Origin of the sequence: Borreliella japonica, from assembly GCF_900099615.1 — a bacterium.
GTDB classification, from domain to species: domain Bacteria; phylum Spirochaetota; class Spirochaetia; order Borreliales; family Borreliaceae; genus Borreliella; species Borreliella japonica.
In genome coordinates, this window is record NZ_FMTE01000003.1 from 73,155 (window position 1) to 91,277 (window position 18,123).

Below are 18,123 nucleotides of genomic sequence, written 5' to 3' on the forward strand. Positions count from 1 at the left end.
TTAACTTTTTTTTAGATTTTTAATTCTAGAGAAAAACCATTCATTTATTAGCAAGTTTTCTTTTTCAATTGTTTTTTTGCTTAATACATGAGAGTAGCTATTGATTTGAGTTTCGTCAATAATAAAAGGAGATATTCCATCAATTGAGTGTTTTATTTTTAAATTTAATTCTTTGTAAGGGGTAAAACCATTGGCAAATCCAAAATATATATTTGATTGAAATTGATTGTTAAATTCGATTAGGGTTTTTTGGATTTGTTTATCTAAAATCCAGTTGATAAATTTTTTAGTTAAAGTAGATGTTTCTAAAATACCAATAAAATTTGGGCTTGAGATAACAATTTCATTGTTATTGTTTATTAAATATGAAAATTTTATTTGCGTTTTCTCTTGTTCGCTTAAACTATTGTAAAAGGTTAGATCGCTCAATCCCGTTACTAAAAGAGATTTATTATTAAGCAATATTTTATTTAGTTTTAGGTAGCCATATCTATTGAAGAAATCTTTTTGCAAATCCATTTGTTTTGCATTTAAAAATGATGAGAAATATTCTAGCATTTTTAAAATTTTATTTTCATTGTAATTTAATTTATTCCTTTCAAGGGAAAACCCCACATCATTTATTTCGGAAATCACATAAAATAAATTTTCAGAAATATAGGGTGATATAAAGAATTTTCCGTCTTTTATGAAATTTTCATATTCTTCTTTTAAATATTTGATGTTTATGTATTTTTTAATTTGATATGTATTTTTATAGATTAAAATGGGAATGTCAAAACTTAATGGGATAATTTTATAGTTAAATTGTTTGAAAATATGTTTTAATATGGGGTAATCTGGATTAAAATTGATTTTTATAGATTTAAAATGGTTGGTAATGTTTGTGTTACCAATGTTTTTAGAAATAATTATTTGTGCATTTTCTTTTTCTATTGTTTGCAGGTCAATGCTATTTCTAAACTTAATTATAAAATTTAGTTTATTTTCGATGTTAAATTGATTTATATAAAATGGTATTGTTTTGTTGTCAGTTAGTATAACTATGTTCTTATTTATTGAACAGCTGAGGCTAATCAATAAAATTGCTATTGGTACTAAATTTTTTATTCTCATAAAATTATTCAAGTTTTTTCTTTTATTTTACAATAAATTATGTATAATTTTTATAGTTAATATCGATTTTCATGTTTAATTGGAAAATAGAGCAAGGGAACTGAAGAGTTTTTAGGGGGATGATGAATTTGAGTTTATTCGATTTTATACTTTCTATGTTTAATATCAATAAAGAGCTTACTTCTGAACAAATAAAGCAAAAAAGGCTAAAAGAAGTTAAAGTTAGTTTAAGCAGGGCAAGTAATTTTTTTAATGCTTCAAAGATTCAGGCTTTACCTCAATTTTCTAGATTTCTTTATAATTTTTATAAAATTTTTTCTCCCTTAAGACCATTTGCCCAAAGATATAAAAATTCTAATAAAATTGTTCATTTTGTTGTTGAAAAATATTTAAATGAAAGTCAAAAGAAATCTTTAGATTATATTTATTCTTTTTCTGCAAGCGATAACATGAATTTCGCTTCAGATCTTCCTAAAAAGTTGCATAATAATTTATCTCATTTGTTTAAAAATATAACTCAAGAGCAAATTAAATTGATTGATGAAACTTATGAAGCTTTACACAATTTTTTTGATTTGGTCTTATATCAATACTATTTGGTTCTTAAAAATTTTGATAACTTGCTTCCAGAAGATGATTTTGTGTATAGACCTAGATTCAGCTCTATAGGTTGTGGAGTTATTATAGATGATCTTAAAGATTTGTTAGAATGTATATCTTCTATTAAGAATATTTCCATTTGGAAAAACCTTTATGACATTGTTTTAGAAATTTATGGAAATAAAGAAGATTTTCCTATTAAATCGAATGTCTGGATTAAGATTATTTCTTCTATTTTGGATATAAATAAGAGTAAGGAAATTTTATATTTAATAAGATATGTTAGTGGAGATCCGGATTATTTTCCTATTTCTATTGGGCAAAAACCTAATCCAATAGCGAGAATATTTTTTAATGATCTTACTAAACATGTTTCCACTGAAATTGAAAAAATTAAAGTTTTGCAAAAAAATAGTAAATCTAAAGTATTGGCCGAACAGCTTTTTCCAGGAATATCTTTTTTAAATTTGGATAATTATAATGAAAAAATGAATGAAAAGATTGTATCTAAAATTGCGAGTACTACAGGTTATGTTTATTGTGAGCTTTTAGTTTATTTAAGAACATATACTATTCATTTTGTTAAAAAAGATCTTAATGATATTGTTAATTTACTTATTATTAAAGGACAATGGAAGCATATTGAGCTTTCGAGAGAAATGTCTAATGACATGCACGCCTTGATTAATATTTATGCAAGTCTTATTGATTTTGATTCTAATTTAGGAGATCAAGGTGGCTATGGTAACAGAATAAATGCATTGCTACATAGAGCTTCTGTGGGGGATAAATCTTCGGAGAAATTATTGTTAAATATAATAGCAGATATTAATAAAAAGGCGTTTACTATATCAAGTGAATATTATTCCAAAATTCATTCTATTGAGCAGCGTTTGCAAGATTGTCTTTCAGACTATTCAAAGGTATCTTTGGAAAGAGAGCTGATTTACAATTGGAAAGAGATTGATATAGATTTTGCTAAAAGCTACGGAAACAATTTAAACTTTGGGGGTGTAATGAAAAATATTTTAAGTAGTTTAGCTTTGTTTTTAAAGTTAATGGATTTATATTTGGAGAAAAAATCATAAATTAAAGGAGTGTCTAAATGGCTAGGAAATGCGAGATAACAGGGAAAAAAACTATGTTTGGAAATAATGTTCCAAGGAAGGGGCTTGCCAAGAAAAAAGGTGGAGCTGGGCAACATATTGGAGTAAAAACCAAAAGAACCTTTAAGGTTAATTTAATAAACAAGAAATTTTTTATTCCAGAGCTTGGAAGAAGTATTTACATTAAGGTTTCTGCTAATGCATTAAGAAGTATTTCTAAGATAGGGCTTGATTCTTTTTTAAAGAAAAACTGCAAAAAAATAGAAAACTTTTTATAAATTTTAATTTTGACAATTTTATTTTATTAGAATGCTGCTTGATATTAAGTATTCTGGGGGGTTGGCTGTTATTTTTGGGTCTGTAAATTCAAAATTTTTAAAAAGAATAGAGATGGCCATGATTGCATTTATGTTTTCTGGAAGTATTTTTTTTGATTTATAGCTTTCTAATATTAGATTAGGGCTAGGTGATTTTTCTTCGAGGAAGATGTGCTTTAAATTTTCTTCAAGTTTTAAGGCTTTTTTTATGTTTGTAGATTTTGAAATAAAGTGAGATAGTAGGATAAATGAATTTTCTTCTTTGCTTATAAAAGGTGTTAAAAACTCACAAAATTTTAGTAAATTTTTATTGCAAGTTTTCCCAAAAATTATTGGGATTATTTTTATATTTTTCTTTATATTGCTAATAAAATTCAATGTAATTTCAATTTTGTGGTCATTTTCGATTAATTTATCGTCTATATTTGTAAAATTTAAATTTTTTAACAATTTTAATATTTTTAGGTTTACCTTAATATTTTTATTAAAAATTCTCCATACATGATGATTGGATATATTGATTAAAAAATTGCTTTCTGCTTCAGAGATTATAAATACATTATTAGTTTGATTTGATATTATTTTTTTAAACAAATATTTATTTTTTAAAAAAAACTCATAGTTTCCATAACTTGTTATAATGGCTTTGTGAGTTTTTTTTTCTTCCAACTTAAATGATAAGTCGTCTGTATTATTTAAATAAAATATGTTTTCAACCAAAGGGTTTCTAACTTTCTTTATATATTTCGCCCCTTGATAGCATCTTCTACTGTGTTTATTTCCATAAATTCTGTTCCTTTGTCGATATCTCTATTTGGGTTGCCAGAAATAATTATTACAGTATCTTTATCATTAACAATGCCTTGCTCTTTTAATATTTTAAGAGAAGTTACCACAAATTCGGTAGTTCTTTTAAAATTATTGTCTACAAGATTAGAATAAACTCCGTAGGATAATGTCAATTCTCTTGCCAATCTCTCGCTATTTGTTGTAATGAACAAAGGAACACTTGCTCTGTAAGTTGCCATTATTCTTGCGGTTTTGCCCTTTAGAGAATCTACAATAATTGCTTTTACGTCTATAAGTTTTGTGGCATCGATTGCACATTTGATAATATAGTTTCTTGTAATGCTTTTGTCGTAAAAAAGTTCATCCTTATATGAGGTCATTTTTCTATGTTTTTCAACATTTTTAGCAATGCTTGTCATCATTTTTACAGCTTCAATCGGATATTTTCCGTAAGCGGTTTCTCCAGACAGCATAATTGCATCTGTACCGTTTAAAATAGCGTTAGCGATGTCAGATACTTCTGCTCTAGTAGGTCTTGGATTTTCAATCATTGTATGAAGCATTTGAGTTGCTGTAATCACAGGTACTCCATACTTTATGCAGGTTCGTGTTATTTTGAGTTGAGCAATAGGTACATCTTCTGCAGGAATTTCAACTCCCATATCTCCTCTTGCAACCATTATTCCATAAGATGCTTTTACAATTTCTTCAATATTGTCAATTCCTTCTTGATTTTCGATTTTGGATATGATTTTTACATCAGGATTTCCAGCAGCATTTAAAATTTTTTGAACATCTTGAACGTCTTTGGAATTTCTTACAAACGAATGGGCAATAAAATCAACATTGTATTTTGCTGCAAGCTCAATAAATCCTTTGTCTTTTTCGGTTACTGATTGCAGTTTAAGAGAAATGCCAGGAGTATTGATTGATTTTTTATTTTTAATTTGACCATCATTTTTAATTTCACAAATTAATCGATCAGATAGTTTAGCAACAACAGTCATTTCAAGCTCACCATCATCAATTAGCACTTTAGATCCTTGGGGTACTTCTTTAACAAACCCATCATAATTAGTTTGAAAGTTTTTAGGCTCATTAATGGGCGAAGTTGAGATGATTACTGTGTCTCCAGTTTTTACAATAATAGGATTTTCAATATTTGCTGTTCTAACTTCCGGTCCTTTTGTATCGATCATTAGAGCTATTTTATTTGAAATTTTTCTAACATTGTCTATTACTTTTATTGTATCTTCGTGTGATTGATGAGCAGTATTTAGTCTGATGACATTTACTCCCGCATCGTATAAATCTTTTATATGTTCTGGTTCGCATCTAAGATCAGAGATTGTTGCTACAATTTTTGTTAACTTTGAAATCATAAAGTTCTTCCTCCACTTTTATAAATTTTATGCTTTTTGTCTTTGAATAACAATATTTTGTAAAAAATTCAAAATATTGCTTTGCTAGCAGTATTTAGGTTTGATTTTTTAATTTTTTTACTAAAGTTTCATCTAACTTGATATGTAAATTTTTTTCTGCTTTTGGAATTACAAGACCTAGCTTTCCGTTTTTAACCCTTCTTAAATTTTTAACTTGAGTGTAGTAAAGATCCGCTTTTCCTGATTTTTTTGCTAATTTTGTATAAAATACGCATAAATTACCAGCAGCTAAAAGGACATCAAGGCAAGGAGTTTTATTTTTTTGACTTTTAATAAAAACATAAGCTCCAGGATAATCTCTTGTATGAAGCCAATAGTCATTTCCTTTAACGTAATGCCTTAAAAGTTCATCGTTTTCTTTTGCGTTTTTTCCAATAATAATTTCAAATCCACAAGAGGTAAAATGCAAGCCTATTTTTAGCGTTTTTTCTTTTTTTTTAATAGTATTTACTTCTTGGTTATATTCTTCTTTTGGAATTAAATTTTCGTTTAGCATCATTATTTTTGATTGAATGAAATTAAATTTGTCAAGATTATCTTGCAATTGATTTTGTATGGTTTTAAAAGAATTTTTGCCTTTTTTATACGCTTTAAAATATTGCAAGGCATTTTCTTTTGGTGATAATGATTGGTTTAAAGATATTTTTATTTTTTCTTCTTTATAATTTAAGAGGTGTATTTCTTTAATTCCTTTTTGTATTTTGTTAATATTTAATAAAATCAACTCACCTTTTTCCTTTTCATTTTCAATGTTTTCAATCAGCTTAATTTGTTTTTTTAAAGATTCTATTCTTTTTTCTAAAAAAATTAGCTCTTTTTTATATTTTTCAATAAGCAATTCTTTTATGTTAGTTTTTTTAATTTGATTATTGAGCGATTCGTAGTAATTTTCAAGAAATTCAGAATAAGATGTAAAATTGGCATTACTATATTCTTCTTTTAGATTCATAATTTTTTTATCAGATATTTTATTACTTTCATGTATTTCTTTGGCTTTTAAAAAGATTTCACCCGATGTTTCTTTTATTTTTGGTCTTCTGTAATATGCATCTAGTATTTTAAAGTTTGAGTTTGTAGCTATTATATTTGGAGAGGATGGCCACAATTTAATAAATAAAATAATTATTTCTTTTTTTAAAATCTCAAGAGAAATGATTCTTTCATTTTTCATTTGGAAAGCTTTTAGAATTTTTCCATTTTGAATTTTTGATTTTAGGAAGTCAGAAAATCTTAATTTTAAAGCGTTCCTTTTGAAATTTTTTTTTGTTATATGAAATCTGGTAGTGTTTGGATTTAAAGAAATTAATATTTTAAATTTTTTATTGTCAATTTTATTGTAAATCTCTAAAATCAAACTTTTATAATCCGGTTGTATTATTTTTTTTATTAAAGAGTTTTCGAAAGGGATTTCTTTAATTAAAGTGTTTATTTCAACATAATTCAAAGACATTTTTATCAAATCCTAATTCTTAAAAGATGTTTATACACAAGCTTTAAATTTTTATTTTATGTATTAAACTATTACTATCAATAATAGTTTATTTTAGTGATATGTAGTATTATGGAAGTAAAGTTTATTGGCAGTAAATAGTAAATGTGGTTTTTTGTCAATAGCTTAAGCTTAATAATAAGAGTTCATAAAATGATAAAAACAATTCTTCTGTTGGTTTTATATCCTGTTGCTGTGTTTGCTCAAGTATCTGCAAATCAATATTTTGAAGGAATTTATGCTAAATATCAAAATATAGAGGATATGCAAGCAACAATTAATTTTACTTTAAAAGGATTAAAGCAAACAGGTGTTTTGCTTTATAAGTTTCCAGATAAGTTTATTATTAGTTTAGATTCAAATAATCAAGTTTTTGTAAGTGATGGTGAATTTTTGACTGTTTATGTTCCATCCCTTGGGACTTCGTTTAATCAGCAATTAGTAAAAGGTAGCAGTGGGGGAGGTCTTATGAAAGTTTTAAATAGTGAGTATAGCGTGTCTTATACTAATTCTCCAAATCTAGAAGCTCTCGATTCATCTGATTCTGGAAAATATATTAAATTAACCTTTTCTAGAAAGCTTTACAAGGGGGCCGCTACTATTAATTCTTTTATTATTGCTTTTACCCCGGATGGAATAATCAGAAGAATTACTGCTTATCCTACTAGTGGTGGGCGTGAAATAGTTATTGATTTGACTACTGTGAAGTTTAATGTTGGAATTCTTGATAGCAAATTTAAGTACGATCCTCCAAAATCTTCAAATAAGGTAGATAATTTTTTATATGATATTAAAAAAAATTAAGGTTTAAATCTATGGAAGAAAATGATTTTATTAAATTTGGGAGTTATTTGAGAAAAATTAGAAATAGTAAAAATTTGACCCTTGAAATGGTGGCTGATGATATTAGAATTTCTATTAAGTATCTTAAAGCTCTTGAAGATTCTAATATTGAAATTTTTCCAAATGAAGTTTTGGCTGTTGGATTTTTAAGAACTTATAGCGAATATTTAGATATTGATTCTAGATTGATGTCAACTCTTTTTAAGGATTATAAAAATAGACTTAATAATAGTTATATTGGGATTAGATCTGAAGATAAAATTTCAAATTCAGGCTTTTTAAGCGATAATAAAGCTTTGAACAAAAAATTATTTTTTTTTAATTTAGAGTCTTTAAATATGTCGAAAATCCTGTTAGGAATTGTTGGTGTTATTTTGCTATTATTTGTGATTTTTGCTTTTAGAGAATTTGAATTTTTTTTTAAAAAATTTTTTAAGCTTAGTCAAGATGAGAAGATAATTTCAAATACTCATGAAGTGATTTTTGATAAAAAAAATTTTTGGAATGTTTCTCTTAAAGAGGGGGATTTTTTATCTTTAATGCATGGTGATAATATTGCAAAATATAGAGCATCGTTTGTTAGTGATGACTTGATTATTGTTAATGAGTCTAAAAAAAGTGAAAATATTTTTAATTTAGGAGAGTTTAAAGAGATAAATCTTGATGATAATATGAGAGTCAAAATTATTTATGAGAATTATTATTATGATAAGTCTAAAATAGCTCATGTAAGTTTAGAATCTTTTGATTTAAACGTTAAATATGTATCTGAAACTAATATTGACAATAGATTTGATATTTTAAATTGGCAGTTTGATGTTAAGGGAACTGAAAAATTATTAAGTAGCGATTATCTTACCTTATATTCTTCTCAGAAACTTTCAAATGTTGATTTAAAAATCGATTTTTTAAATGATACATTTTTTAGATATGCCGATGAAAGCAATCTTCATGGTAAATCTTTTTTAGCATCCAAAGGTATTCCTGTTAATTTAGCTTTTGAAAAATCTTTAATACTGTTTTTTTCAAGACTTTCTGATGTTAATATTGTTCTTAATGACAGAGATATTACTCCTTTTTTAAAAGAGCAGGGAAAAGAAATTTTTGCTGTTCAATTCTTCTGGGTAAAGACACCTTCAGGGTTTGATCTTAAGGTTTCTGAAGTTTATTAGCAATGGATAAGATAAAAAATTTTTTTTCTAGCTTAAATGTTTTTCAAAAGAAAATTGTTCTTAGTGAAAGTAAAAATCCAATTCTTGTTTTAGCAGGGCCTGGAAGTGGTAAAACAAGGGTTATAATTGCAAAAATTGTGTATTTAATCAAACATATGAATATAAATCCTAATGAAATTCTGGCTTTAACTTTTACCAATAAGGCTGCAAATGAAATGAATGACAGAATAAATGATCTTTTAAAATTTGACAAGAAACTTCATATTCAGACTTTTCATTCTTTTGGGGCTTGGCTTTTGAGAGTTTACTATAAGGATTTTGATAAAAATTATGATTCAAATTTTACAATTTGGGATACTAATGATGTTGTTAGGTTTGTCAAACAAATTGATCTTGCTTCAAATCTTGAAATGGCAAGGCATATTGCAACTTTGATTTTAAAAGACAAAGAAAATTTTTTCTTGGAAAAATTTATTGAATTTACAGAAAAGAAATATGAGTATATGAAAATTTATGAGGAAGAGAAAGCTAAGAATAATGCTTTTGATTTCTCAGATCTTATTATTAAGCCTATTTTAATGTTGAGGCATTCTAAATCTCTAAAAGAATCTGTTCAATCTAAATTTAAAGTTATTTTTGTAGATGAGTATCAAGATACAAATTATTCACAATTTTTATTTTTGAAAGAACTTTATTTGGATGGTATGTATTTTATGGTTGTAGGAGATGAAGATCAGTCAATATATTCTTTCAGAGGAGCTAGAATTGAAAATATTCTTGAATTTGAAAAAACTTTCAGCAATGTTGTTAAATTTTATTTAGTGCAAAACTATCGTTCGAATTCAAATATAGTGGGTATTGCAAATGGGGTTATCTCAAAAAATAAAAATAGGTATGAGAAGAAAATAACGACTCAAAATACTTCTGATAAGAGAATGAAGTTTTTAGTTTTTCAAAGCACATCAGATGAAGCTGAATATTTTTCTAATTTGTTTGTTACTAATGATATTGAAACAGCAATACTTTATAGATTTAATTCTCAATCTTTTCCTTTTGAGACATCCTTTTTAAGGAAAAATATCCCATACAAGATTTTAGGAGCAATTAAATTTTATGAGAGAGAGGAAATAAAAGATATTATTTGTTTGCTTAGACTTTTTATAAACAAGAAAGATAAAATATCTTTTTTGAGAATGATAAACAAGCCTTCTAGAGGAATTGGAAAAACTGCTCTAGATAAAATAATTAGTGCTTTAAATGATGGTGATGTTAATTTTAATTTGTTTTGCGCAAGTAAAAAGGCTTTGAATTTGCTTAAAAATAGAGCCAAAGAGTCTCTTTTTGTGTTTTTAAATGCTTATGATGAGCTGGGTAAAAAACTTTTTGAAAATAATTATATTAATTTATCTGCTTTTATTGAGGATGTTGTAATTAAATTTGGTCTTTTAGATTATTATAAAAAATTTGATAAGGACGAAAAATTAAGAAATATTGATGAACTTATTAATAGCGGAATTGAATATTCAGGTACATTTGAAGGCCTTGCTATATTTTTAGAAAATTCTTCACTTTCCCCTTTGATTTCTGGAGATTTTAAGTCCAGTATACTTTTGTCTTCGATTCATGGTGTTAAAGGACTTGAATTTGATAGAGTTGTGATTTCAGGACTTGAGAAAGGTCTTTTGCCAGCTGAAATTGAAGAATTAACAGAAGATAGACTTGAGGAGGAGAGAAGACTTTTTTATGTTGCAATTACAAGGGCTAAATCAGAGCTTATTGTTACCTTAAATTTGAAGCGAGCTTTTAGAGGTTCTTTTAGAAGTACTGCGCTTTCTGTTTTTTTCCAAGACATTGACAAAAATTCTTATGATATTATCTTTATTCCTGAGTATTTGAAAGAAAATTTTAATAATTTTTTTATTGATAATAAAAGGGATATTAGATTTAATATTGGGGACTATATAATTTATAATGGAGAAAGGGGAATGATTGTCGATAGTTGGCATCAAGGCAGCTCTCAGTTTGTTAAGATTAGTTTGAGAAATGGTAAGAAGGCTATTTTGAGTTCTGAGTATATTAAAAAAATTATTAAAGTTTAGAGGTTTATTTTGAAAGATATACATTTAGAAAATAGTTTAAAATTAAGCTTAGTGATACTCAGCAGAGAAAGTGAAGATAAATTTATTTCAAAATTTGAGAAGGTTATTAAATTGGTTAACGAAATCTCAAGTTTTGATGTTCAAGTTAGTTTTGATGCTAATAAGAAAAAGATTTCTGCATTGCGTGAAGATAAAGTAAGAGTTTCTCTTTCTATTGAATCGATTAAAAAGCTTAGTAATTCGTTTTTAGATGGATATTTTGCATCTCCTAAAATATTAGGATAAGGATAAGGCCTTGGACTTAAACAATTTAACTTTAACCAAAATTCAAGAATTAGTATTAACCAAAAAATGTAAAATTTATGACATTTTACTTGCTTATAGAAATAATTATGAATCAAATAAGGATATTAATGGATATATTGAATTTTTTGATGATTCTTTAGAGATTGCAAAAAAGTATGACGATTGTTTAAAAAATTTTGAATTAGAAGATTTGCCTTTAATTGGAATGCTTATTGCCGTTAAAGATAATATTTCAATTCAAGATAAATCTTTAACTTGTGCTTCTGAAATTTTAAAAGGCTATATTTCTCCTTATGATGCAACCGTGATCAAGAGGCTTAAGGATAAAGGAGCAATTCTAATTGGTAGAACCAATATGGATGAATTTGCTATGGGTTCTACCTGTGAATTTTCTTATTATGGTCCAACTTTAAATCCAATAAATAGAAAATATGTTATAGGTGGCAGTTCCGGGGGATCCGCAGCTGTAGTTGCATCTTTTCAAGCACCTTTTTCGCTTGGTAGTGATACTGGAGGCTCTGTTAGGCTTCCTGCATCTTTTTCAGGAATTTTGGGCTTCAAACCTTCTTATGGAGGCCTTTCTCGATATGGGCTTGCATCTTATGCTTCGTCTTTTGATCAAATAGGATTTTTTTCTCATTCTATTGAAGATATTGCTTTGATTTTAAAGCATACTTGTGGAGCTGATAAAATGGATTCTACTAGTGTAGACATTCTTGATGATTTTTATCCTTTAAAAATTGAGTCGTTGCAAGGTAAAAATTTAGCTGTGATTAAAGAACTCAGTGAAGATCTAATGGACAAAGATGTTGCAAGTGGTTTTTCCAAATTTAAATTTGATCTTTTGTCAAAAGGTATTAATATAAAAGAAGTTTCAATAGAAGAGATTAATTTTATCTTATCAATTTATTATACAATTTCTCCTGTTGAAGCATCCTCTAATCTTGCTCGTTATACCGGACTTTGTTATGGTAAGAGAATATCAGAAAATTTGAGTCTTAATGATTTTTATTTTAAGCATAGGAGTGATTTCTTGTCAGAAGAAGTTAAAAGGCGTATTGTTCTTGGAAATTATTTATTGTCAGAAGGTTATGATGCCAAATATTATTCAAAAGCTTGTGAAATTCTTCAAAATTTAATTATTCCCAAATTTAACAAGCTTTTTGAAAATTTCGATTTTATTATTACTCCAACAAGCTTTGTTAAACCTTTTAAAGTTGGTTTGGATTTTGATGATCCTGTTAAAATGTATTGTTCAGATATTTGTACGGTGATTGCAAATCTTATTGGAGCTCCTGCTATTTCGCTTCCGTATTTTAAGGATAAAGAAGGACTATCGATTGGAATGCAAATTATCGGGCGCAGCAAGAAGGATTTTGAACTTTTAAGTTTTTCGAAAAATGTGATTAGGGAATTAGGATTGAATGGAATATAAATTAGTTATTGGATTAGAAATTCACATTCAGCTGGGTTTAAGAACAAAGGCTTTTTGTGGGTGTAAGAATGATTTTGGAGGAGTTCCCAACTCCCGTGTTTGTCCAATTTGTCTTGGGTTGCCTGGTTCATTGCCAAGTGTGAATGCAGAGCTTATTAACAGTGCAATTTTGGCAGGGCATGCCACAAATTCAAAGATTAGACATGTTGTTAAATTTGATAGAAAACATTATTATTATCCAGATTTGCCAAAAGGATATCAAATCTCGCAAAATGATAAGCCGATTTGTGAGGGCGGAAGTTTATTGATCGAAACCTCTTCAGGGGTCAAAAAGATTAACATTATTAGAATTCATATGGAAGAAGATTCGGGTAAGAGTCTACATTTGTCTGATAGTGAAAATCAGAGCTATATTGATTTTAATCGTTCGGGTGCTCCTTTGCTTGAGATTGTTTCTGCTCCAGATATTAGCAGTGGGGATGAAGCAGTTGCTTTTTTAAGTTCTTTAAGAGAAATTTTTAGGTATCTTGATTTGTCGGAATGCAATATGGAGAATGGTTCTTTTAGATGTGATGTAAATGTCAATTTAATTGTCAAAGAGAATAACGTTGAGTATAAAACTCCCATAGCTGAAATAAAAAATTTAAACTCTTTTAAATCTATTAAAGTTGCCATTGAATATGAAGAATTAAGGCAGCAAGAGGAGTGGGTTCAATTTAGAAAAACCCTTGATAGTTGTGGCAAGCACACTAGAGGATTTGATGATAAGAGTGGAATGACAGTAATTCAAAGGGATAAGGAGACAGTATCTGATTATCGCTATTTTCAAGAACCCGACTTGCCTTTAATAGAGATTGATGATTTTTATATTGATAATATTAAAAATTTAAAGTTAATTGAACTTCCATTTGATGCAAGAGTTAGGCTTAAAGATCAATATGGACTAAGCGATTTTGATGTTATTACTTTAACATCAGATAAACACTTGCTTAGATATTTTGAAGAGGCTGTTATTAATGCAAGTGATCCTAAGAAAGTGGCCAATTGGATATTATCTGAAGTTTTAAATGTTCTTAATGAAAAAGGAATTAGTGTTCTTGAATTTAATTTGATTCCAAGCTACATTACAGAGCTTGTTGAGTTTATTATTGCTGGTAAAATAAGTGGTAAAATGGCAAAAAAGGTGTTTTCAGAGATGATGACCAGAAAAGTTAGTGCTTCTGTTATTATAAGTGAAAATCAATTAGAGCAAATAAGCGACAAGCTTGTTATTAATCAGATTGTGCTTGAAGTTTTAAATGAAAATCCTAAATCAATTGAACTTTACAAAAAGGGTAAAGATCATGCTATCAAATTTATGATGGGGCAAGTAATGAAAAAATCTTCAGGAAAGATTAATCCTATACTTGCAAATGAAATTCTTTTACAAAGTTTGTCAAATGTATGATTTGTCCTTAATAGACAATTTGCCGGTGATTAAAAGGGCAAGATTTTTTTATCTTTACGATATTCATGGCAAGAGATATTTGGATTTATATTTAAATGGTGGAAAAAATTTTTTAGGCTATAGGATTCAAGGGTTAAATCGCCTTTTTAAGCAAACTATGTCAAGGGGTTTGATATCCCCTTATCCTTCTGTTTTTAAAAATCAGTTTACCAACTTAGTATTTACTTTTTTTAAAGAGGCTGGATCTGTTTATATTTTCAAACTAGAAGAAGATGCAAAAGAATTTTTATTATCTTTAACTGGTAAAGATAAAGTTTTTATGCCTTGGGAAAAAGAAGAAGGAATATATGAGTTTAAAATAGGATTTAGAAACATCAAATATCCTATGATTTTTAATATTCCTTTGCCCGATTATATGTCCGTTAGTATTGTTGTTCTAGATAATCTTTCCAGAAAAATAGAATTTAAGGATAATTTTGATGCTGTAACTTTATCTTTGGCTAGACATACATTAAGCAAACTTTTATTTTATAGGAAAAATCTTAATGTTGATTTTAATTCTTTTGCTACTCCCTTATTTAGAGTGACTGATAGATATATGTTTCCCCTTTATAATGCTTCTTATCATGCTGAAATTTTTAATGAATTTCTCAAATATGGGTATTTAATTAGTCCAAATTTTAATACTCCATCTATTGCTCCTTTGAAGTTTTCTAAAGGGGATCTGGATAATTTTAAAAAAATTTGTTTTGCTCTTAAGAATAAGTTTATTGATGGGCTTGACAGTGATCCTTGCAAATAATACAATGAATAAGATTTATGCATAAAATTATATGTAAGGGTAATGTGCTATTATGAATAGAATAACTAATAATGTTACGATTTGGATCAAGCCAAAGACTGTTGAGAAAAAATGGTATGTAATTGATGCAGCAGATAGAATTTTAGGTAAAGTTGCTGTGGATGTTGTTAGGATTTTAAGAGGCAAGCATAAGGCTTATTATACTCCCCATCAAGATTTAGGTGACAATGTTATTATTATTAATGCCGCTAAGGTTAGACTTACGGGAAAGAAATATCAACAAAAGCTTTATTATAGACACTCGAGATATCCGGGAGGTCTTTATTCTGACACTTTTAGAACATTGTCAGAGAGAAAACCTTGCGCACCTCTTGAGATTGCTATTAAGGGTATGTTGCCAAAAGGGCCTTTAGGGCGCGATCTTTTTAGAAATTTAAAAGTATTTTCTGGTTCAGAGCATACTCTTAAAGCTCAAAATCCTGTAAAATTGGAATCTAATTCAAGAGAGGTAAAATGAAAAAATCAAATTTTAGCAATGTTAATTTATCAATGGGAACTGGTAGGAGAAAATCTTCTGTTGCTAGAGTTTACATTAGAGAGGGTAGTGGCAATATAAAAGTAAATAATAGAGACCTTGACTCTTACATTCAACTTGAAAATTTAAGAACAATAGCACTATCGCCTTTAGTTTTGACAAATACGCTTGGAAAATATGATCTTTATATTAATGTTTATGGGGGAGGGATTTCAGGTCAATCGGGGGCAATAAGGCACGGTATTTCAAGGGCTCTTTTTGAACTTGATGAATCTAATAAGATGATTTTGAGATCTAATGGATTTTTAACAAGAGATTCAAGGAAAGTTGAACGTAAAAAATTTGGAAAGAAAAAAGCACGAAAAAGTTTTCAATTTTCCAAAAGATAATTTTATTTTTTTTATAATTTTACATTTTTATTTAAGCAAAAAAAAATCCCTTTAAAAGGGATTTTTTTTATTTTTGCTTAATAGAATAAAAGACGTTTTTACCGTGGTATTCGGCAGTCGTTTCCAATTCTTCTTCTATTCTTATGAGTTGATTGTATTTTGCTATTCTGTCTGTTCTTGAGAGTGAACCGGTTTTTATTTGTCCTGTTCCAAGAGCTACAACAAGATCAGCTATTGTTGTATCTTCTGTTTCTCCCGACCTGTGGGAAACTATTGCTGTGTAGCCCGCTTTTTTAGCCATTTCCACAGCTTCAAATGTTTCTGTTAGTGTTCCAATTTGATTGACTTTGATAAGAATTGAATTAGCAACTCCCATTTCAATTCCTTTTTTAAGAAATGAGGTGTTTGTTACAAATAAATCATCTCCAACAAGTTGTATTTTGTTTCCAATTTTATCTGTAAGTTTTTTCCATCCATCCCAATCTTCTTCGGCCATGCCATCTTCAATTGAAATAATTGGATATTTTTCTACCCATTTTGACCAATATTCAACCATTTGTTCTGAAGTAAGCTTTTCTTTTGTTGACCATTTAAGTATATATTTTTTTGTTTTTGGATCATAAAGCTCAGATGTTGCTGGATCAAGAGCTATTGCTATGTCTTTTCCAGGCTCATATCCCGCTTTCTTTATTGCTTCTATAATCATCTCGCAGGCTTCTTCATTTGATTTTAAATTTGGAGCAAATCCCCCTTCATCTCCAACAGAGGTTGCATACCCTTTGCCATTTAGAATGCCTTTTAGTGTATGAAAAACTTCTGCTGACATTCTTATTGCTTCACTGAAAGTTTTTGCTCCTACTGGCATTATCATGAACTCCTGAAAGTCAACAGAGTTGTCAGAATGTGCACCACCATTAATTATGTTACACATAGGTGTAGGTAAAATGTTAGCTTTGTACGCTCCAAGATATTGATAAACCTTTAGTCCAAGATACTTTGCAGCAGCTTTGGCTGTAGCCATTGAAACTGCTAAGATTGCATTAGCACCAAGCTTTTCTTTTGTAGGGGTTCCATCAAGTTCAAGCATTTTTCTGTCAATTGCAACCTGATTTAAGGCGCTCATGCCTTCAAGTTCTGGGGCAATTATGTTTTTTATATTTTCAATTGCTTTTAAAACCCCTTTTCCCATATATACAGATTTATCACCATCTCTAAGCTCAACAGCTTCGTTAATTCCTGTTGATGCACCTGATGGTACAGCAGATCTTCCGTAAGTCCCATCTTCTAAAATGACATCAGCTTCAACTGTTGGATTCCCCCTAGAATCAATAATTTGTCTGGCTTTGATTTCATAAATGTGAAAACCCATTTTTGTACTCCTCGTATTATTTACTTTAATGTATGTTTTTAGTATAATGTTAAAAAGTCTAAATGTGTAGTATTTTATCAAAAGAATTATTGTGAGTTTTGTATATAATTTATGAGAGAAAGGCTTTTATGTTTATTGATTTTTGCAACTTTATGTGCTAACAATCTTTTTTCGAATGATTATATAATGTATGATTTTGATTTAAGTTTAAACGATTTTTTAGAAGTTTCAACAAGAAAAGACAATCTTGAACCTATGGTTGATTCCAAGCGGGTATTATTGTTTTATCCTCCTAGTAAAGAAATTAGAAAAATTTTTGCTGCTTTTGATTTTGATCAGTATTCCAAGAAATATTTATTCAAAAAAAATGAGTATGGAGTTTTTTTTGTTAAAGTTAATATTCCTCATGGTACAAGTGATATAAAATATAGACTTATTGTAGACGGTGTTTGGACTAATGACGAGTATAATAAAAATGTGGTTTATAATGAGGATTTAATTCCGTTTTCTAAAATTGAGGTTGCTAAAGAGAAATCTAGCTATATTTCTTTGAGAAATCCAATACAATCGTATGAAAATAATGAGATTGAAATTTTTTACATAGGCCGTCCTGGACAAATAGTTACAATAGCTGGTAGTTTTAACAATTTTAATCCTTTTTTAAATAGGCTTGTTGAAAAAGAAGACAATAAGGGAATTTATACTATTAAGCTTAAAAATTTACCCAAGGATAGAATTTATTATTATTTCATTGATTCTGGTAACAAAGTAATAGATAAAAATAATGTTAATAGAATTAATTTATACTTTGTTGAGGGGATTGATAATAAAATAGATTTTGAAGTCTCCTATTTTGACCATAAATGA

The 18,123-nt window shown here is 28.2% G+C and carries 17 protein-coding genes; 12 read left to right on the plus strand and 5 right to left on the minus strand.

What is annotated here, in order from left to right; genetic code table 11:
• Window positions 1–1,128, minus strand: coding sequence for a hypothetical protein (locus BLO14_RS02535; RefSeq protein ID WP_091972430.1), 1,128 nt, complete (start codon window positions 1,126–1,128; stop codon window positions 1–3).
• A 110-nt stretch (window positions 1,129–1,238) separates the two neighbouring features.
• On the opposite strand from BLO14_RS02535, the gene BLO14_RS02540 reads away from it, so the two are divergent.
• Both BLO14_RS02540 and rpmB read left to right on the plus strand, forming a co-directional pair.
• Window positions 1,239–2,804, plus strand: coding sequence for a hypothetical protein (locus BLO14_RS02540; RefSeq protein ID WP_091972432.1), 1,566 nt, complete (start codon window positions 1,239–1,241; stop codon window positions 2,802–2,804).
• A gap of 17 nt (window positions 2,805–2,821) precedes the next feature.
• Window positions 2,822–3,100 (plus strand): 50S ribosomal protein L28, encoded by a 279-nt coding sequence (gene rpmB, locus BLO14_RS02545; protein WP_091972434.1) that lies wholly within the window; start codon window positions 2,822–2,824, stop codon window positions 3,098–3,100.
• A gap of 18 nt (window positions 3,101–3,118) precedes the next feature.
• Here rpmB and amrB read toward each other — a convergent pair whose 3' ends face one another.
• From amrB to BLO14_RS02560, 3 genes are all read right to left on the minus strand, one after another.
• Window positions 3,119–3,859 (minus strand): AmmeMemoRadiSam system protein B, encoded by a 741-nt coding sequence (amrB, locus tag BLO14_RS02550; RefSeq protein WP_091972436.1) that lies wholly within the window; start codon window positions 3,857–3,859, stop codon window positions 3,119–3,121.
• Window positions 3,860–3,876: 17 nt separating this feature from the next.
• Window positions 3,877–5,310 (minus strand): pyruvate kinase, encoded by a 1,434-nt coding sequence (gene pyk / locus BLO14_RS02555; RefSeq protein ID WP_091972438.1) that lies wholly within the window; start codon window positions 5,308–5,310, stop codon window positions 3,877–3,879.
• Between the two features lie 94 nt (window positions 5,311–5,404).
• Complete coding sequence (locus BLO14_RS02560) at window positions 5,405–6,820, minus strand: NFACT RNA binding domain-containing protein (protein ID WP_091972449.1); 1,416 nt, start codon at window positions 6,818–6,820, stop codon at window positions 5,405–5,407.
• A 192-nt stretch (window positions 6,821–7,012) separates the two neighbouring features.
• Between BLO14_RS02560 and BLO14_RS02565 the strand changes: the two genes are divergently transcribed.
• Genes BLO14_RS02565 through rpsI form a run of 9 tightly spaced genes read left to right on the plus strand, consistent with a single transcriptional unit; the run spans window position 7,013 to window position 15,887 of the window.
• Window positions 7,013–7,663 carry a LolA family protein gene (locus BLO14_RS02565; RefSeq protein WP_091972450.1) on the plus strand — a complete coding sequence of 217 codons (651 nt, stop codon included), beginning with the start codon at window positions 7,013–7,015 and terminating at the stop codon, window positions 7,661–7,663.
• A gap of 11 nt (window positions 7,664–7,674) precedes the next feature.
• Complete coding sequence (locus BLO14_RS02570; RefSeq protein WP_091972451.1) at window positions 7,675–8,874, plus strand: BB_0345 family helix-turn-helix protein; 1,200 nt, start codon at window positions 7,675–7,677, stop codon at window positions 8,872–8,874.
• Between the two features lie 2 nt (window positions 8,875–8,876).
• Window positions 8,877–10,973, plus strand: a complete 2,097-nt coding sequence (locus tag BLO14_RS02575; protein ID WP_091972452.1) for an ATP-dependent helicase — start codon at window positions 8,877–8,879, stop codon at window positions 10,971–10,973.
• Window positions 10,974–10,982: 9 nt separating this feature from the next.
• Complete coding sequence (gene gatC / locus BLO14_RS02580) at window positions 10,983–11,258, plus strand: Asp-tRNA(Asn)/Glu-tRNA(Gln) amidotransferase subunit GatC (protein WP_091972453.1); 276 nt, start codon at window positions 10,983–10,985, stop codon at window positions 11,256–11,258.
• A 10-nt stretch (window positions 11,259–11,268) separates the two neighbouring features.
• The gene (gene gatA, locus BLO14_RS02585; protein WP_091972454.1) at window positions 11,269–12,714 is read left to right on the plus strand and encodes an Asp-tRNA(Asn)/Glu-tRNA(Gln) amidotransferase subunit GatA; all 1,446 of its coding nucleotides are present in this window, start codon (window positions 11,269–11,271) and stop codon (window positions 12,712–12,714) included.
• Window positions 12,704–14,161 (plus strand): Asp-tRNA(Asn)/Glu-tRNA(Gln) amidotransferase subunit GatB, encoded by a 1,458-nt coding sequence (gene gatB / locus BLO14_RS02590; protein WP_091972455.1) that lies wholly within the window; start codon window positions 12,704–12,706, stop codon window positions 14,159–14,161. The genes gatA and gatB overlap by 11 nt, the downstream gene beginning before the upstream one ends.
• Entirely contained in the window at window positions 14,154–14,963 is an 810-nt protein-coding gene (locus BLO14_RS02595) for a hypothetical protein (protein WP_091972772.1), read from the plus strand. The genes gatB and BLO14_RS02595 overlap by 8 nt, the downstream gene beginning before the upstream one ends.
• Before the next feature lie 52 nt (window positions 14,964–15,015).
• On the plus strand, window positions 15,016–15,480 hold the full coding sequence (gene rplM, locus BLO14_RS02600) for a 50S ribosomal protein L13 (RefSeq protein WP_091972457.1): 465 nt from the start codon (window positions 15,016–15,018) through the stop codon (window positions 15,478–15,480).
• Window positions 15,477–15,887, plus strand: coding sequence for a 30S ribosomal protein S9 (rpsI, locus tag BLO14_RS02605; RefSeq protein ID WP_091972461.1), 411 nt, complete (start codon window positions 15,477–15,479; stop codon window positions 15,885–15,887). Before rplM ends, rpsI begins: the two co-directional genes overlap by 4 nt.
• 67 nt (window positions 15,888–15,954) lie before the next feature.
• On the opposite strand, the gene eno is transcribed toward rpsI, so the two are convergent.
• A complete protein-coding gene (eno, locus tag BLO14_RS02610) occupies window positions 15,955–17,256 on the minus strand; it encodes a phosphopyruvate hydratase (protein WP_091972463.1) in 1,302 nt (433 codons plus the stop codon).
• Between the two features lie 135 nt (window positions 17,257–17,391).
• Here eno and BLO14_RS02615 point away from each other — a divergent pair, with 135 nt between their 5' ends.
• Entirely contained in the window at window positions 17,392–18,123 is a 732-nt protein-coding gene (locus BLO14_RS02615) for an early set domain-containing protein (RefSeq protein ID WP_200780488.1), read from the plus strand.

Excerpts from the sequence above, each read along its gene's own strand:
- BLO14_RS02540 (WP_091972432.1), top strand. The coding sequence starts at position 1,239 with ATGAATTTGAGTTTATTCGATTTTATACTTTCTATGTTTAATATCAAT.
- rpmB (WP_091972434.1), top strand. The coding sequence starts at position 2,822 with ATGGCTAGGAAATGCGAGATAACAGGGAAAAAAACTATGTTTGGAAAT.
- pyk (WP_091972438.1), bottom strand. The coding sequence starts at position 5,310 with ATGATTTCAAAGTTAACAAAAATTGTAGCAACAATCTCTGATCTTAGA.
- BLO14_RS02560 (WP_091972449.1), bottom strand. The coding sequence starts at position 6,820 with ATGTCTTTGAATTATGTTGAAATAAACACTTTAATTAAAGAAATCCCT.
- BLO14_RS02565 (WP_091972450.1), top strand. The coding sequence starts at position 7,013 with ATGATAAAAACAATTCTTCTGTTGGTTTTATATCCTGTTGCTGTGTTT.
- BLO14_RS02570 (WP_091972451.1), top strand. The coding sequence starts at position 7,675 with ATGGAAGAAAATGATTTTATTAAATTTGGGAGTTATTTGAGAAAAATT.
- BLO14_RS02575 (WP_091972452.1), top strand. The coding sequence starts at position 8,877 with ATGGATAAGATAAAAAATTTTTTTTCTAGCTTAAATGTTTTTCAAAAG.
- gatB (WP_091972455.1), top strand. The coding sequence starts at position 12,704 with ATGGAATATAAATTAGTTATTGGATTAGAAATTCACATTCAGCTGGGT.
- BLO14_RS02595 (WP_091972772.1), top strand. The coding sequence starts at position 14,154 with ATGTATGATTTGTCCTTAATAGACAATTTGCCGGTGATTAAAAGGGCA.
- rplM (WP_091972457.1), top strand. The coding sequence starts at position 15,016 with ATGAATAGAATAACTAATAATGTTACGATTTGGATCAAGCCAAAGACT.
- rpsI (WP_091972461.1), top strand. The coding sequence starts at position 15,477 with ATGAAAAAATCAAATTTTAGCAATGTTAATTTATCAATGGGAACTGGT.
- eno (WP_091972463.1), bottom strand. The coding sequence starts at position 17,256 with ATGGGTTTTCACATTTATGAAATCAAAGCCAGACAAATTATTGATTCT.